The sequence below is a fragment of the Paenibacillus cellulosilyticus genome, assembly GCF_003182255.1.
Lineage (GTDB): Bacteria > Bacillota > Bacilli > Paenibacillales > Paenibacillaceae > Paenibacillus_T > Paenibacillus_T cellulosilyticus.
Genome location: NZ_QGTQ01000004.1, coordinates 285,367 through 301,592 on the forward strand (window position 1 = coordinate 285,367; position 16,226 = coordinate 301,592).

17 protein-coding genes are annotated in these 16,226 nt (G+C 48.8%); 6 read left to right on the top strand and 11 right to left on the bottom strand.

Features of this window, described 5'->3' with window-relative positions; genetic code table 11:
* Positions 1-4 precede the first annotated feature (4 nt).
* From DFQ01_RS08930 to DFQ01_RS08940, 3 genes are all read left to right on the top strand, one after another.
* Positions 5-775, top strand: a complete 771-nt coding sequence (locus DFQ01_RS08930; RefSeq protein ID WP_110043584.1) for a DeoR/GlpR family DNA-binding transcription regulator — start codon at positions 5-7, stop codon at positions 773-775.
* A gap of 9 nt (positions 776-784) precedes the next feature.
* On the top strand, positions 785-1,534 hold the full coding sequence (gene kduD, locus DFQ01_RS08935; protein WP_110043551.1) for a 2-dehydro-3-deoxy-D-gluconate 5-dehydrogenase KduD: 750 nt from the start codon (positions 785-787) through the stop codon (positions 1,532-1,534).
* 290 nt (positions 1,535-1,824) lie between these two features.
* A complete protein-coding gene (locus DFQ01_RS08940; RefSeq protein ID WP_110043552.1) occupies positions 1,825-2,244 on the top strand; it encodes a GNAT family N-acetyltransferase in 420 nt (139 codons plus the stop codon).
* 79 nt (positions 2,245-2,323) lie between these two features.
* Here DFQ01_RS08940 and DFQ01_RS08945 read toward each other — a convergent pair whose 3' ends face one another.
* The 4 genes from DFQ01_RS08945 to DFQ01_RS08960 all read right to left on the bottom strand — a co-directional run bounded on the left by DFQ01_RS08945 (position 2,324) and on the right by DFQ01_RS08960 (position 5,499).
* Complete coding sequence (locus tag DFQ01_RS08945; protein WP_110043553.1) at positions 2,324-2,980, bottom strand: HAD family hydrolase; 657 nt, start codon at positions 2,978-2,980, stop codon at positions 2,324-2,326.
* Positions 2,981-3,004: 24 nt separating this feature from the next.
* Entirely contained in the window at positions 3,005-3,646 is a 642-nt protein-coding gene (locus DFQ01_RS08950; protein ID WP_110043554.1) for an NAD(P)-dependent oxidoreductase, read from the bottom strand.
* Positions 3,647-3,923: 277 nt separating this feature from the next.
* Positions 3,924-4,346: an Rrf2 family transcriptional regulator gene (locus tag DFQ01_RS08955; RefSeq protein ID WP_174812743.1), complete on the bottom strand. Its 423-nt coding sequence runs from the start codon at positions 4,344-4,346 to the stop codon at positions 3,924-3,926.
* Positions 4,347-4,530: 184 nt separating this feature from the next.
* Complete coding sequence (locus tag DFQ01_RS08960; RefSeq protein ID WP_110043556.1) at positions 4,531-5,499, bottom strand: VanW family protein; 969 nt, start codon at positions 5,497-5,499, stop codon at positions 4,531-4,533.
* A 167-nt stretch (positions 5,500-5,666) separates the two neighbouring features.
* Here DFQ01_RS08960 and DFQ01_RS08965 point away from each other — a divergent pair, with 167 nt between their 5' ends.
* Entirely contained in the window at positions 5,667-6,839 is a 1,173-nt protein-coding gene (locus tag DFQ01_RS08965) for a hypothetical protein (RefSeq protein WP_110043557.1), read from the top strand.
* Positions 6,840-6,892: 53 nt separating this feature from the next.
* On the opposite strand, the gene DFQ01_RS08970 is transcribed toward DFQ01_RS08965, so the two are convergent.
* Together DFQ01_RS08970 and DFQ01_RS08975 are read right to left on the bottom strand one after the other, a co-directional pair.
* On the bottom strand, positions 6,893-7,570 hold the full coding sequence (locus DFQ01_RS08970; protein WP_110043558.1) for a 4'-phosphopantetheinyl transferase family protein: 678 nt from the start codon (positions 7,568-7,570) through the stop codon (positions 6,893-6,895).
* A 163-nt stretch (positions 7,571-7,733) separates the two neighbouring features.
* Positions 7,734-10,412, bottom strand: a complete 2,679-nt coding sequence (locus DFQ01_RS08975; RefSeq protein ID WP_110043559.1) for an alpha-L-rhamnosidase — start codon at positions 10,410-10,412, stop codon at positions 7,734-7,736.
* A gap of 197 nt (positions 10,413-10,609) precedes the next feature.
* Here DFQ01_RS08975 and DFQ01_RS08980 point away from each other — a divergent pair, with 197 nt between their 5' ends.
* Together DFQ01_RS08980 and DFQ01_RS08985 are read left to right on the top strand one after the other, a co-directional pair.
* On the top strand, positions 10,610-11,515 hold the full coding sequence (locus tag DFQ01_RS08980; RefSeq protein ID WP_110043560.1) for an AraC family transcriptional regulator: 906 nt from the start codon (positions 10,610-10,612) through the stop codon (positions 11,513-11,515).
* 26 nt (positions 11,516-11,541) lie between these two features.
* Positions 11,542-11,895 (top strand): hypothetical protein, encoded by a 354-nt coding sequence (locus tag DFQ01_RS08985; protein WP_110043561.1) that lies wholly within the window; start codon positions 11,542-11,544, stop codon positions 11,893-11,895.
* A gap of 70 nt (positions 11,896-11,965) precedes the next feature.
* On the opposite strand, the gene DFQ01_RS08990 is transcribed toward DFQ01_RS08985, so the two are convergent.
* The 5 genes from DFQ01_RS08990 to DFQ01_RS09010 all read right to left on the bottom strand — a co-directional run bounded on the left by DFQ01_RS08990 (position 11,966) and on the right by DFQ01_RS09010 (position 16,122).
* The gene (locus DFQ01_RS08990; RefSeq protein WP_110043562.1) at positions 11,966-12,928 is read right to left on the bottom strand and encodes an acetylxylan esterase; all 963 of its coding nucleotides are present in this window, start codon (positions 12,926-12,928) and stop codon (positions 11,966-11,968) included.
* A gap of 136 nt (positions 12,929-13,064) precedes the next feature.
* A complete protein-coding gene (locus DFQ01_RS08995) occupies positions 13,065-14,693 on the bottom strand; it encodes a methyl-accepting chemotaxis protein (RefSeq protein ID WP_110043563.1) in 1,629 nt (542 codons plus the stop codon).
* Positions 14,694-14,777: 84 nt separating this feature from the next.
* On the bottom strand, positions 14,778-15,107 hold the full coding sequence (locus DFQ01_RS09000) for an antibiotic biosynthesis monooxygenase family protein (RefSeq protein WP_110043564.1): 330 nt from the start codon (positions 15,105-15,107) through the stop codon (positions 14,778-14,780).
* A 15-nt stretch (positions 15,108-15,122) separates the two neighbouring features.
* Positions 15,123-15,515, bottom strand: coding sequence for a C-glycoside deglycosidase beta subunit domain-containing protein (locus DFQ01_RS09005; protein ID WP_110043565.1), 393 nt, complete (start codon positions 15,513-15,515; stop codon positions 15,123-15,125).
* A gap of 25 nt (positions 15,516-15,540) precedes the next feature.
* Entirely contained in the window at positions 15,541-16,122 is a 582-nt protein-coding gene (locus DFQ01_RS09010; RefSeq protein WP_110043566.1) for a hypothetical protein, read from the bottom strand.
* Between the last annotated feature and the right edge of the window lie 104 nt (positions 16,123-16,226).

The window sequence follows — 16,226 nt, forward strand, 5'->3', positions numbered from 1 at the left end:
AATGATGCATTCGCATCGCCGCCATGAATTGATCATGGAAGCCCTGCTCGCTTCTCAAGAGGTGACCGTTACCGAACTCAGCGAACGGCTGAACGTAACGGGCAAGACGATTCGCGAGGATCTTGCCAAGCTGGAGGAGAAAGGGCTGCTCATGCGCATTCATGGCGGTGCTGTATTAGCACAACATGATCAGCTCGGTATCCTGTCCCAGCAGGAGCCGCTCGTTCGCCACGCCTCAGAGAAAACAGAGATTGCCGAGCTTGCGCTGAAGCTGATCGAGCCCGGTGACATTATTGCGCTGGATGGCGGCAGCACTACGCTCGAAATCGCTAGGAAGCTTGCCAACAAGCCTCTTACAGTGGTAACGAACGATGTGCACATTATCGCGGAGCTAGCCCGCAAAGACGAGATTCGTCTCGTCGTCCCGGGCGGCTACCGCGTACGCAACATGCTCGCAGGAGCGGAAGCGACCGCCTATATACGGAAGCTGAACATCAGCAAAGCGTTTCTGTCTGCGACAGGCGTTCATCCCGAGTTCGGCTTTACGATATATACCGGCGAACTCGTCGACTTCAAACGAGCACTTATTGAAACGGCTAAAACCGTCTATGCTGTAGTCGATCACCACAAGTTCGGCCAAGGCGCCCTATTCACTTTCGCTAGTTTTCATGAGATTGCAGCTGTCCTGACGGACGCGGGCATGACGAAGGAAACTGCTGATCAATACCGACAAGCCGGCGCTGCGCTTCAAGTGTACGCCGATCAGGAAAGGTAGGAATTTACAATGCTATTCGACCTCACAGGCAAGACAGCGCTCGTTACTGGCACATCCGGCGGCCTCGGCGCTGCCATGGCAATCGGACTCGCAGAAGCTGGCGCTTCTGTCGTAGCGATCTCTTCTTCGAACAGCAACAGCACGGTCGAAGCGGTACGTGCGATTGGCGGTCAGATCGAACAAATCTCTGCCGATCTCTCCAAAGCGGACACGCTGGAATCCGTATTCGAGCGTGCAGTAGGCTGCTTTGGCAAAATCGATATTCTCGTCAACAATGCCGGCATTATCCGCCGTACCCCTGCTGCCGACCATTCGGCGAAGGATTGGCAGGACGTTATTGACCTGAACCTGAATTCCGTGTTCTATCTGTCCCAATTGGCAGGACGCCACATGCTGGAGCGCGGCAGCGGCAAAATCATCAACATCGCCTCCATGCTTTCCTACCAAGGCGGCATCAACGTTCCTGGCTATACGGCTAGTAAACATGCCGTTGCTGGTCTCACGAAGGCACTGGCTAACGAATGGGCTGGCCGTGGCGTGCAGATCAATGCGATTGCACCTGGCTACATGACAACGAATAATACGGCGCCTATCACTGCTGACGAAGCGCGCTACAAATCGATTACGGAACGTATTCCAGCTGGACGCTGGGGATCGCCTGACGACCTGAAAGGTCCAGTTGTGTTCCTCGCATCGGCAGCATCGGATTACATGAACGGCCATGTACTTAATGTGGATGGCGGATGGCTGGCGCGTTAAGATTTCTACCCACCTAAATCCTCCCTGCTAGGGAGGACCCCATGGGACTCCCGTCCCCTGGACCCCGGAAGGGGCTGGTGGCGGGACTGAGGCGTGTTTGAGATACTGCGTGCTGGGAGTCGCGTGCCCCTTTTGGGGCATAGCTTTTGTTCGAGCTTATTAGGAAAAAGTGCTGCTGAGCAGCACTTTTTTCTGTTTTATATAGATAGCAAGGAACACACAAATAGAACATCGAATAAAGACAGACTTATTAATCCTTGTTATCCCTTTATGCCAGAGGAGATTGTGAAATGAACGAACTGACCATTCAAATATGTACGGACGAAGATTTAGGCCTTCTCGCCACTCTCAATAAACAACTTATTGAGGATGAACAGCACGACAATGCCATGGATATGGAGCAGTTACGAGATAGAATGCGCATGTTTATCCATTCGGACTACACGGCTTATAAATTTGTTCAGCAAGATCATGTTGTTGGCTATGCATTGGTGAATCGCACAAGGCAGCCTTTATATCTAAGACAATTTTATATTTGTCGGGATTTTAGAAGAAGCGGTTACGGGAAGATGGCGTTCCAGAAGCTGCTTGAAGCGTTAGATACAAATCAGCTTGATATTGAAGTCATGCATTGGAATCATGTCGGACAGTCATTCTGGCGATCGCTTGGGTTTCAAGAACGAAGTATCTATATGAGATTGGACGGATAATTGTCGTCAAAAATAAAAAGCCGAGCATGGCATCCGTGCGCTCTGCAGCGCATGAATCCAGCTCGTCTTTTCGTTCGATCTATGACTGCTCCGCCGCTCGAATCGTATCGAGCAGCTGAGACAGCCGCGTCAGTCTCGCAATCGGCTCGACGCCGCGTGAAGCAAGCTCCTCATCCTTCGTCTGGTAGCCGACGAATCGGATGCCAGCATCGATCGACCCTCTCCCATCGATCCAGGAGTCTCCAATCGACAACCACTGCTCCGCTGGAATGCCTGTTCGCTTCACGACTTCATGATAGCCCGATGGTCCGGGCTTCATCTCGGTCATGCCTTCTCGCCCAACGATGAGCTGAAACCGCTCAGCAATGCCCGTTCGAGTCAAAGCCTCCCTTGCCGCTTCCTCTGCATTGTTCGTGACAACGGCAAGGACATATTCACCCTCAAGCTCAGAGAGCAGCCATTCCGCCTCAGGCTCCAAACTCGCATCGCTCATACCAACAATCTCATGCTGCCTTGTGATGCGCATCGTCTCTTCATATCGGCTGGCATCCAGCCCTTGTCTCTTGGCCTGTTCAATGAGCATAGAGGTTGTATATTCCGTCAACGGCAGAATGGCTTCCAAGAAGCCTTCCGCATGCAAATACGTATACACATCCCGCTTCATCGCACCGAAGTCAATGCGCGACTGCAGCAGCGTATTGTCCATATCGAAAATAATGCCTTTTATAAAACCGATCTAGCCCACCCCGCCAACAAACGATTATTGCGCTTCGCCAACGACAGTGAAGCGGCGGTTCTGATGCTTCGGCTGCTCCAATTCATCAATGATCGCAATCGCATAGTCCGCATAGCTAATATAGCTGTTGCCTTCCGAGTTGACAAGCAATTGGTCTTGGCCAGCTGTGTAGGAACCCGTTCGCTTACCAGCAGGATCGAAGAAAGCCGATGGGCTGACAAACGTCCATTGTACGCCTTCCGATTGTTGAAGTTCTGCCAAGTTTTGACCTTGGCTGCGCGCCGTAGCAAGGTAAAGCGCTGGGAATTCAGGCGTATCATATAGGCGAGTTGTGAGAGCTGGATCTACGAACAAGCTGCCTGCGCCGCCTACAACGATCAGACGTGTAGATGGTGCACCTTTGAGTGCTTTAATCAGCGCTTGACCCGCTTCAATGTGCAGATGCTCTTGACCGCCTGGTGCTCCGAACGCATTCACAACAGCATCGAATTCACTCAAATCTGCTGCTTGAAGCTGGAATACGTCTTTCTCGACCACTTTAACCGACGAGTTTTGTACTTTCGATGCGTCACGAACAATTGCTGTAACTTCATGACCACGTACCGCTGCTTCTTTCACGATTTCTTGACCTGCTTTGCCACTTGCCCCGATAACTGCGATTTTCATAATTCATTGCCTCCTAAAAGTTATTTGCTACCTCTTCGTGGTACTTCCTTGCAAGCAAATAACTTGCTTCGGAAGCATTCACTTAAGTTATTTGCTACCTCTTCGTGGTTCTTCCTTGCAAGCAAATAACTTGCTTCGGAAGCATTCGCTTAAGTTATTTGCTACCTCTTCGTGGTTCTTCCTTGCAAGCAAATAACTTGCATCGGAAGCATTCGCTTATTTGCAGCTTTTAAACAATTTGTAACCATCACAGTTACATTTAAGGGTAAAAAAAGGACTAGCCTTGTGAAACGATCGTACCTGTAATATCTGCGACACTCGTTTTGGCTAGCGACTGCTCCAGTTCACGCTGAGCATCAAGCAGCGGCTGCGTCAGTGCGTGTTGAATATTGCGGCCCACCAGACATTTGACATTCGTGTTCTGATGAACCGTGAACAACACGTTATTCTCTGGCAGCTCTACAGCATGATACACATCATACAAAGTGATCTCAGATAGTGGGCGAACAAGCTTAATACCTGTTACGCCTGGACGCGATTCGATTAGTCCTGCTTTGCTCAGCAAGCTCATAATCCGACGAATGACAACCGCATTGGTGTTCACACTTCCTGCGATACGCTCCGACGTTATTTTGCCATCGTGTACGTCAATCAATGACAAAATATGAATGGCTACGCTAAACTTGCTGCTAATCACGATCGAGTTCCTCCCGCTAATACGTTGTCGTCTTGATTGTAACTATAACAGTTACATTACGGAGTTGTCAATCGCTCTTGATCAAATAAGTGACTAGGCTCTATCTTCTGCTAATGTACAAGCAACCATACATGCCCTTCACAAGAATGCTCCAGGCATGTATGTAGCGGTAGGTTCATCAACTTTGTTACGGCAGCGACGGCAGCGTGCTTTGAACACCACGCTCCGCAGGCACTTCCTCTGGGAGCTGCTTAGAAGCATGCGGCACTTCACGCGGCTTATAGTGAATCATTTCATTCGAATAAATCGACACATGCACTTGGCCATGCTGCGCAAATGCGCGGATGAGAACCGGCAGGCTGTATTTGTTCTGGAAGACAAAATCAGGCCCATACCAGCTCACCGTTGCATCGCGACCCGGCGGAACGTATGGCACATTACGGCTGTGTGAATAGCGCTGCACGATATGAAGACCTGCTCGATCGGCCGCATTGAACAACGTTGATGAGATTTGGCAAATACCGCCCCCGATATCTTCCGAAACTTCACCGCGCACGATGACAGGCGCCTTCATATAACCCTTCTCCGTTGTCCGTTTACCAACTATCGCATTGAAGGAAAATGTTTCGCCTGGGAACACAACCGTATTATTGATAGCGCTAGCCGCAAGCGAAATATTGTGAGAGCGATTCTTGTTATTCGAATTGTAATAAGTCGCGTAATGGCCGATCGATTTCTCTTTGATTTGCGCGAGTAATTCGCTGTCCACTTTCGGGTAAATGGGCAGCTGAGGAACTTCCACCTGCGTACGACCGCCTTCGATCATAAACCGATAGATAGTTTCAGCTAACAGCGCTCGATCCAGCCTTGCGCCCGCCCTCTCGCTTATGATCCGGCCCGCCCCATCAAGCTTGGCGTTGACCGCAGGCCGATCAGTTCGACGCGCGACATCAGTAGTCAACTTGTCCACCTGTGGTTCGTTTACGAATGGCGATCCCATTCCAGCAATCGAAAAATTCCGTCGATCAATGGTTGCGATCGTCTGCCCTTGATGGACAATTGCCAATGTCTTAGGAAGCTCAGGCTGATAAGGCACTGGAATCGGCTGTGGTTGCTGCATGAGCATAATCATTACTGTCAGCCAAGATAAGAACATTCTCGCATACCTCCTGCATTTATCCCCTGCTAATGTGCCTTACTTTCGCTCCTCTTATGCCAGTTGCAGTAATATCCAATTGAAGTAATGACGGGAAGGCTACATATCGCAGACATTAAGGGACAACAATACAAGACGGAGTATAACCAAGGGAGGAGAAACGCAAGGTGAAGCAGCATCATCCATTATTACGTAACAAGCTTATTGCTATCGTCACCTGCTTGCTGTTAGCTAGTCTCTTGTTCCCAACGGATTCATTCGCCTCTTCGGAAGCTGCTGCTCGCCGACCTGCGGCTCAGCCGTTGAAAGTAGTGATGACGGTTCGTGTGGATCCAACTGCGCAGCTGGCAAGCAGCTTGTCAATCGACAGTCCCGCTCTAACGAAGGCGCTGCTCCGAGCGAAATATGAACCGGCGGATCAAGTCACGGTCTATCCCGACGTCGAGATCTCGATCACGCAGCAGCAAGGCCAGCAGAAGTTGTATCGATTAGAGAAGCAGGGTAATCTGTGGGATGAAACGAATCATCAGCGCCTTGTTCCAACGACGGAAGCAGCCAATCAACTTCGATCGTTAGCCGAGCTGCTTCGCAGTCAATATTATGGCAAGCTAATTGACTGGTCGAGTGCCCGCGAGCTTGTGCCGCGGAAAAGTATTTTTACCATTACCGACGTTGCTTCAGGAAGGTCCTTTCGCGTACAACGACGAGCGGGCAGCGATCATGCTGACGTACAGCCGATAACGAAGGAAGATTCCCGTATCATGAAGGAAATCTATGGCGGAGCATGGAGCTGGAACCGGAAAGCCGTACTTGTTCATTCCGGCGACAATTGGATCGCCGCGTCGATGAATGGGATGCCCCATGGCGGTGATGGCATACCGGATAACGACTTCTCCGGTCACTTCTGCGTTCACTTCCTTGGCAGCACGACGCACAAGTCTGATAATCCCGATGTAGCACATCAGCTTATGATCCACAAGGCAGCAGGTTTGGTCCGAGATTATTTGGACCAAGCTTCTCCCGCACTGCTCGCATCAAGCTTCGTCGAGGCGTTGGATCATGATGAGCCTTATCTGCTAGCGCAAATTGCTAACGGTTTGTCGGCAGAAAAACTGACGAGTTGGACGGATCAAATGCCTTCCATTCGTTCAATTCGAGTCGATAAACCTAACAAATCAAAAGAAGCGCCTTACGTTGACGACGGCGCCCTAACCGCACAGATCCGTCTCAACATAACCGAGTTGCGTCAGTCCGAGCATCGTACATCGTATCTGTTTCAGTTCAGTCGTCCGACCGCGAAATCAAGCTGGGTGCTGACGGATGTGACATCCGGCAAATAAACGAAGACCGCAGCTGTCGCAATTGACAGCTGCGGTCATTAATTGAATAAGATCTAGTACCAGTCCCTCGTCGACCAATGATGAAGCCTTGTTACTGCTTGATCTGAACTCGAGCAGACAGCGAGCTTATAAGTGGAATCGAGAGCAAGGAGCTTGCCCGCATATTGCGTGTAGGGTTCAGGAGCGCTTAAGTTGTAACAGCCCTCACTTGCACCGTAACTGAACATGAAGGAATCAAGTGGCATGGATAATCCCATACCAACCGCCTTCACGAAGCTTTCCTTCAACGTCCACAGCTCATAGAACCGTTCCAACTGCTGTGACTCGTGAAGTTCCATGAGCTGAGCATGCTCCACAGGCGAGAAAAATCTTCGAGACACTTCCAGATCGATCGGCTGAATGAACTCAATATCTATCCCGACTGGCCCATCACTTAATGCACAGACTACCCAGTCACCGGAATGAGATACGTTGAACTGAAGCCCCGCTGGATGAACCAGTTCAGGCTTGCCATACGAATTTGCACCGAAGATGATCCCATCGTTACTTATCCCACAGCGTTCTATTATAATTCTGCGAATGACTAGCTCAGCGAATAGGCTTCGGATCGCGTCTGCTTGCATTCGGTATCGCTCATATTTGGAACGTCGCTCGGTAGAAACAAGATGGAGCAGCCTTCCTAATACTGATGGTTCGACAGGCTTAATTCGAACAGCAAACAATTCGAGCATTCAAGAAACTCCCCCAGGAAAAGTTTGGTGTTTATTTCAAAACTCCTATTTTGATTAAACCATATCTTGGGACTTAATAGTAAGATACATTTCATCTCTACGAACAAAAAGAGCCAGCATCCCAGATGCTGACTCCCTCATATAAACGATTATTCACCTCTCGTTACTTTGAAACGACGATGCGATACGTCCCGGAGCCTAGCTCCAGCAGCAGTCCGCCATCCTGCTCCTTCACAGAGAGAATGCCGGCGGCTTGCTGTATGCTTACATCATTTACTTCTGCTGCTGAGAGTGCCGCGCCATGCAGCCATGCTTCTGCCGTCGTATTCGGAGGCAGCTCGAATTCGTAAGCCACTTGGCTCTCATCGCTAATTTTCCATTCGCTTCGAATTAGTCCGTACGAAGATGCATACGATGCTTTCGCATATTCCAGTCCTGAGTCCGTACGTGGTGCGAATCGAATACGCTTATAGCCTGGCTGAGATTCATCTAGATCAAGACCCGCAACAATCCGATATAACCATTCACCGATAGACCCGTATGCGTAGTGATTGTACGAGTTCATATCATCGCTCCAGAATGTACCATCCGGTTTGATGCCGTCCCAATGCTCCCAGATCGTTGTCGCACCTTGATGGATCGAATAGAGCCATGACGGATAATCCTCCTGCTGCACCAGCTTCACAGCTACATCATGATACCCGTTCTCTGACAGTACCGTACATAAGTATGGCGTACCAACGAAACCAGTTGTCAGATGGTAGTTCTGCTCCTTCACGTACTCTGCAAGCGTACGTGCCAGCCTCTCACGAACCGATCCCTTCACCAGCCCGAACATAAGCGGCAGCACATGACCTGTCTGCGTATGTGCGGCCAGACGACCGCTGCCCGTCAGAAACTCTTGTTCGAATGCAGCTACAATTCCTTCATACAGCTCACGATAATGTGCCACATCCTCTGTACGTCCAAGGACTTCTGCCGCTTTCACGAACAGTTCCGTCGAGTACGCATAGAAGCAGGTTGCAATCAAATCTCTTGGCGTAGCACCGATATAGCTGCCTTCCTTCGCATCCAAGCCGAGCCAATCACCAAAGTGGAAGCCCGTGTTCCACAAATATTCGTTATCCCCTTGCTGCCGGATATACTCGACCCAAGCCTTCATGCTGTCATACTGCTCTTCAAGAATACGTTTATCTTCGTAGCAGAGGTATATCGTCCATGGGCAAATGACAGCTGCATCCCCCCATGCCGATGAGGAATGCGATTTCTCATCGAGCACATTCGGAATGACGAAAGGCACGCCACCATCGTTACGCTGGTCCGCCTTCAGGTCTCGCAGCCATTTGGTAAAGAATGGTCCGACCCCATAGTTGAACGCCGCCGTTCGAATGAACACCTGTGCATCACCGGTCCAACCAAGCCGTTCATCCCGTTGCGGACAATCGGTCGGCACGTCGAGGAAGTTACCACGCTGTCCCCAAACGATATTGCGCTGCAGCTGGTTCAACAGTGGATGCGAGCATTCGAACGTACCGGACGGCTCCATATCGGTATGAATGACATGCCCTGTGAACAGCTCCAAGTCCAGTGGAACCTTCTCCGGCCATCCTTCTACCTTCACATATCGGAAGCCTTGGAACGAGAAATGCGGTTCGTATTCTTCTCCCCCGCCCTTGCATGTATATTGTACGGTCTGCTTCGCATTGCGAAGATTGCCGATATAGAAGTTGCCGTTGCGATCCAGCACTTCTGCATGTTGGAGAGTGAGGCATGTTCCTGTTGGCAGGTCGAGCTTCAGATGAATGCGGCCGACCATATTTTGACCCATGTCCAGGACGGTTTCGCCCGCAGGTGTATGAATGAGCGCAATCGGTTTGATCCGCTCCGTAATTCGTGAAGGCTCACTCTCTTGCATGACAAGAATATCCTTCGTGTGGGCCAACTCTTGAACGGCAGCCCAATTCCCATCCTCATATGCAGCCGTACTCCAACCTGTCTTCTCCAACCGAGCATCATAAGTCTCCCCGTGGTACAACTCAGACAGAAGGATCGGACCTGTTGCAGCCTGCCAAGTATTGTCGCTCACAACGATTTCCGACGTTCCATCTGCATAATCGATATGAAGCTGCATAATCAATGCTCGCTGATCACCGTAAATATTGTTTTTCTTCTCCCAAGCCAAGTTACCCTTATACCAGCCATTCGCAAGCGCTGCACCGATCGCATTATGCTCCCCACTGTGAATGAGCGAAGTCACATCATACGCTTGTACCTGCAGCCGATTGCTGTAGCTCGTCCAACCAGGCGTATACTGCCAATCGCCTATTCGCTGGCCGTTCAACTCTAATTCATATATGCCGAGCGCTGTTGCATAAACCGTTGCCCGATTAACGTCATCGCGGACATCGAATGTGTTCCTTAACAGGAAGATCTCCTCCGACTGAGGATCGATATGCGCCGAATTCGGCGTAATCCAAGCCGCTGACCAATCCGACTGCTGGAGCAGCCCCATTTCCCAATATGCCGGTTCACTCCAATCCGATTCCGTTCCTGCCTGATCCCATACCTTCACACGGTAATGGCAGCGTACACGAGAGTCGAGAAGTTGTCCTGCATATTCCACCAATACGGACTGCTCCGATTGTACCTTGCCGCTATCCCATAAAAGTTCGTTAGTATTGAAACCATTAATACCAGAGGAAACCTGTATATGATACGCCTGCTGCATCACGTTTACGCTATCCGATTCCAGCTGCCAGCTGAATCGTGGGAGGGTTACGCCTAATCCGATCGGGTTGTTTCGGTATTCGCATCGTAATTGCTTAACAAGCAGCTTATTCATCGTCTCTCATTCTCCTTCGAAACATAGATCGTATGCCTGCTCTACATTCGGCACCGTTACGTTCATTCTAATCCGATTGGCTAATGCATTCAGGGGTTATTTCAGACATTGATATAGGTCGATCTAGACATCATGTAAACGTTATCGTAAAGTGAAGGTAGAGTATGTGAACGGTTCTTGTAAAGGAGAATTCGGAGATGAGCATTAAGCGCAGCACTTACGTCATGTCGGGTGAAGGCTTCTTCGAATCGGGTGTGCCGATCTATGTGAATCGAGCCTACGAGACATTCGAGATGATTGAGCACTCGCATGAATTCGTTGAGATGACCTATGTCAGTGAGGGAGCTGGCACGCATTATATTGCTGGAGAGATTGTTCCCGTCGAACACGGCACGCTGTTCTTTATACCGGTTGGTCAAAGCCATGTGTTCCGTCCGATGACACCAAAGAAGGAACGGCCGCTCATCGTGTACAACTGTTTGTTTCCAGCATCTTTCCTAACAGAGCTCCGCTCCGCCTTTCCCCAAGCGTCCGACATATGTGATCTATTCGTTGACGAAAGCCTGACCTGGTTCGCGATGAAAGACCCATCTGGCGAGTACCATGCGAAGTTTCGTGAGATGTATCGCGAATACTCGGTTAGACCGCCGGGATTCATGGCCGTTCTCACGTCGATCGTGATGCAAACCTTAGCAGGTTTGTACCGTCACAAGCTGCAGCTCGAAACGCCTGCAGGAGATCAGCCGCAATGGCGCAGCATCGATGAAGCACTTGCATACATTGATCACCATTACGCCAATGAGCTTAAGCTGAGTGACCTGGCTGCTCAATCGAATTTGAGCGAAAGACAATTCAGCCGCTTATTCCGACGCCAGACTGGCATGAGCTTCACCGACTATATGCAGAGCACCCGTATGGAGTCCGCCTGTCGGCTGCTCGCAAGCAGCCGCAGCACGGTAGGCGAGGTTGCGAACACTGTCGGATATGCGGACCTGAAATTTTTTCACCGTTTATTCAAGAAGAAGGTTGGTGTTACTCCAAGGCAGTATCGGAATACCGTACATGGCGCCACAGCTATAAATGAAGAAAAACCTCGTTCATGAACGGATGTCAGGGGAGGAAAAGAACCATGAAAGTCATCACACTATGTGGCTCAACCAAATTCAAAGCCCAGTTTGAGAAGGCTAATGCATACTTGACTCTGCAAGGAAATATCGTGATCAGCGTCGCATTCTTCGAGCAAAGTGATGGATTCGAGTTAACCGCAGAACAAGCTGATTTACTAGGGAATTTGCATTTTCGAAAAATCGATCTGTCTGACGAAATCTTCGTCATTGATGTTGATGGTTACATCGGCAGCAGCACGAGGAAAGAGATCCAATATGCTCAGGCAAAAGGGCTGCCGATTCGCTATTATTCCAATGGCGAAATTACTGCGAATGTGTATGAATCCCTTCTTCACCACAAAGAGCAGCTGTCATAATCGACAGCTGCTCTCCTCTAATTAGAAAGCGGCCTATTTCAAATGGTTCACTAGATGAAGGAAGAATCGTCTACAACCAATCACCGAACCATTGTCTCAAATACGCAAGTTTGACCTCTGTTTGCGTCGATCCTCCGCCCTCATGACCATTGAACGGGTAGATCACAATCTCTTTCTCGCTCTGAATACGGTTGTATGTAGCAAAATACATCTCGGCCGGGCACACCTCATCCTTCAGTGCAACCGATGCGAGCACGCGACACGTAATTCGATCCGCCATATTCATCGTGTCGATATAGCTTAACGTATCGAATACGAGATCGACGCGTTCAGGATGATTCTTCACGTACTCCGCTACACTTGCAAACGCGCCATGCATCCCTTCTACACGTCTTACGAGATTACTATTGCTCGGCACATCAACCATCGCTAACACCGGTCTGCTATCAAGAGCCGCCATTGCCATCGCAAGCGCACCGCCTTGGCTGCCACCTTCCACAACAATACGCGAAGCATCCACTTCGGCTTGCGCACATGCAAAATCGATAGCTTTCATGCAGTCCATATAGACATAACGGTAGTAGTACTCGTACTTATTATGAACGCCTTTGCTTGCCAGATTCGACGAGAACCCGCTAGTCGTTGACGCACTGTTACCTGTTTTCCCTCCTTGCTCTCGGCAATCCACTGACAGCACAGCGAATCCCATCATCACCCAATGCATGAAATCTGCAGGTTCGCCGCGGTTATTTGAAAATCCATGATAGTGGATGATGCAAGGGTACTTCTCTTTGCCCAGAAAGCTTGGCACAATGAACCAGCCATGGATTCTCGTCTCATCCATCCCGCAATACTGAATATCGTATACTTCAACATTCGTTATCGGATAGTCTCGTTTCACCCGGACAGGCTCGAGTGGAACACGCTTGGCCTGTTGAATTGTATCTTCCCAGTACTGATCGAAATCATCAGGACGAGTTAAATCGGGATAGTAGGAATACAAGGATTTCGTAACTTCGTCTATATAGCCCATTATGATTACTCCTTATCGCTCGGTATGTATCCTATATTCTAGATGATATTGCTAGATGAATATAGGTTATTCTTGTAGGAATGGTCACTAATTTTGAGTATAAAATGTATAAACCCGAAGTCATCTCCATCCCCTATTAGACTTTATATTTCTCAATCTGTGTCTGCAGCTCCTTGGCCGATCGATGTAACCAATCAGAAGAGTCCGCGATTTCCATTATCGCTTCTAGCTGGCCTTGCGAGACGCTAGCGACATTATCGCTTTGAACATAGGCATCTCGCGCGATGGCTGACAACTCAAATACTGAAGCACTTATTTCTTCTGAATTGGCACTTAATTGTTCAGCGGAGGAAGAGATCTCTTGAAGCTGCGAACTAATCTCTACCGTTGCGGTAGTAATATTGTTAAATGCTTCATTCGCATATTGTAACGTCTGCATCCCTTGTTCAGCCTCATCAGCGCCTGACTCTACCATAGCAACTGCCAATTTGGTATCCGCTTGAATCCATTGGATAATTTCAAAAATATGATTGGATGATGTATTCGTTTGCTCGGACAACTTCTTCATCTCGTTTGCCACAACAGCAAAACTCTTCCCCTGGTCTCCTGCTCGTGCCGCTTCAATGCCAGCATTCAGAGCGAGCAGATGCGTTTGAGTTGTTATTACTTTAATCACATCGACGATTTGGTTGATCGATTGCGAATGTGCATCTAGTTTGTTGACGGTTGTATGGAACTGTTGTATGACCCCATTCAATAACTCCATCCGCTTTACAGCTTTATGTAGCAACTCCTTGCCTGTATAAGCTTCTTGTTTCGTTTGTACGGATCGATCTGTTGCATCATTCGTCAGATCAGAGATGCGAAGAATTCCTATGGCCATCTCATTAACCGCCCTTGCGGTTTCTTCTGTGCTGTGCAGCTGTTCATTGGCTCCTGTCGCTATCACTTGAAGAGCTTTACTCATATCCATTATCGCATTCGAGATCGTCGCTGAATTACCATGCAGTTGCTCGGTTGAGGCGGCTACCTGCAGTGACACCGTTTGTGAAGCTCGAATAAAAGCAGCTAGACGATTGCGCATTTGTTCGAAATTCCTTGCCAATTCTCCGATTTCGTCCCTGGACTTCAACTGGATTTCGTTACGCAGGTTCCCCTGAGCAATAGCAGATGTTGCCGTTATCAATCGATTGACAGGATTGACAATAGATCGCGTCAGCAGAAAACCACCTACAACAGATACAATCAATATGAGAACGCCGACGATAATGGATTCCTCGGCCGATGACTTACTCTTATCCAGCAGCGCCGACAACGACTGATTAGTCTGGGCAGCATCTACCTGTTTCAACTGTTCGAGATCGTTCTCCAGCGTATTGGTCAAAGCTTCAACATCATCACCTGCATGTGAGTGAATAAACGTATTATAGTTAGAGACAATCGTATTCACAGCGTCTACATCTTCTGGATTGAGCGATTTATACTTCTCCAGAATCTCGATGAACTGATCTCTATGCCGATCAATCGTCTCTTGATTCTCTCCGACTTGGATTACCCCCGTTAGAGGAATAAGACTCTCTACTTGATAACGGGACAATTCCTGGTTCAAATCCTCGGCATACATGGATGAGAGTAAGGTTTTATCTTTAACGAGCATTACATTGTTGATCGTGCGATTAGCGGTAATGACGGTATTCACGATGACAACCGAGATTAGTAGAATTAAACCGCCTACAATAGAAATGATTTTATACCGAATATTCATCTTATCCCCCTCAAATCTATATATGAATACATACCGATAAGAACAACAAACCCGACATGCAAGGATGTCGGGTTATCTGGTCTGTTATAATGAAATGCTGCCGTTCCGCGCGGCTTTCTGATGATATAATTTCACTTTAATATCTTTGATGAAGGAAGGTCGTTGTTGCGTTCTGCCCTGTCGATGCATCTGAATATGCACGTCGCTTTTCTCCCAGCCCTTCCAAGCTTCTTCCGAATCCCATCGCGTAATAATAACGACTTCTTCTTCATCCGCGCTGTATTTGCGATTCAGCAGTACACTGACATCCACGAAACCAGGCATCTGATCTTGCGGACCTGGCGAACCCCACCGTTCAATGATGGAATCGCTATGGCCTAGCTCCACGATCATCGTTCGAATTTGTACAAAAATCGGGAATCCCTCCTATTATCCAACCAGTTCAAGCGTCTTGGTAATGGTAGCACGAAGCGGGAACGGGAAATAGGCGATCCGTAGCACTTGTTCAACCGAAAGATCATGCGCTCCTTGCGGCAGCCCTCCATCCTGTTCTACGAACACAGAAGCGGTCTCGCCAAACTCCCATTTCACTTTGGTCACCGTTTCCATCTCGTCGAGTGTGAACCAATCTTCGCCTACGGAGAACTTGATTTTACTCCGATCGATCGGCTCGTTATTTACCTTTAGCTCATACTTATCGACCATCGAGAGAGGAATCCCTCTGTAATAGTTAAGACGTGCTTTGTATTCAAAGCCGATCACTTTACCGTCCTTGCTCACATTCCGGAAGCCATCGTCACTAATGATGTACGCATCAAACATGGTTCATTCCCCGCCTTTAATTGAATTAGTTACCCAAGTATTTGGTCAGCATTTGTTGGTGGAAACCGACTTGCTCGACACTTTTCACTTCTGCATAGTCATGAATAAAACGATTGCCTTCGTATTCGCTGCTAATGAATCCGTTGTAGCCATGCTTGACGAACAGATCCAAAATCTCTTGATACGGAATCGAGTACTCTTCTCCGTCTTCCAGCATCTCGTAGAACTTACCGTGAATGTGGCGTGTGTAAGGCATGAATTGTTCCAGCAGCGACAGATCGTTATACTCGAAGCCGCCTGTGTTTATAATGAATTCACGATCGATGGCACTTAGATTGAACTGCTTCTCCAGCTCCGCTGGAATGATCTTGGTATTGAACATAATGCGATCCCCATTGTCATACGCCTGCACCATATACTCAACAAGCGCCGGATTCGCTCCCTTATGCAAGTAGCATTCCTTCACGACACGCGGGAATCTCTTACAGAACAGCCCCATGTCCGGTACTAATCCGATATAAGGAGAATTCTCCTGCAGCATCACCTCGATAAACTTCTGCGTAGAAGGGTGATAATATCCCATGCCCGAATGGATCTCAAGCGCCATGGCGACATCTGTTGTTCTGCTGTGATAATGTCACCCCATAACTGTTCTGAGATAATGTCACTATGGGACAGGAGACAATTACATTGAGCAGAGAAGAAATGAAG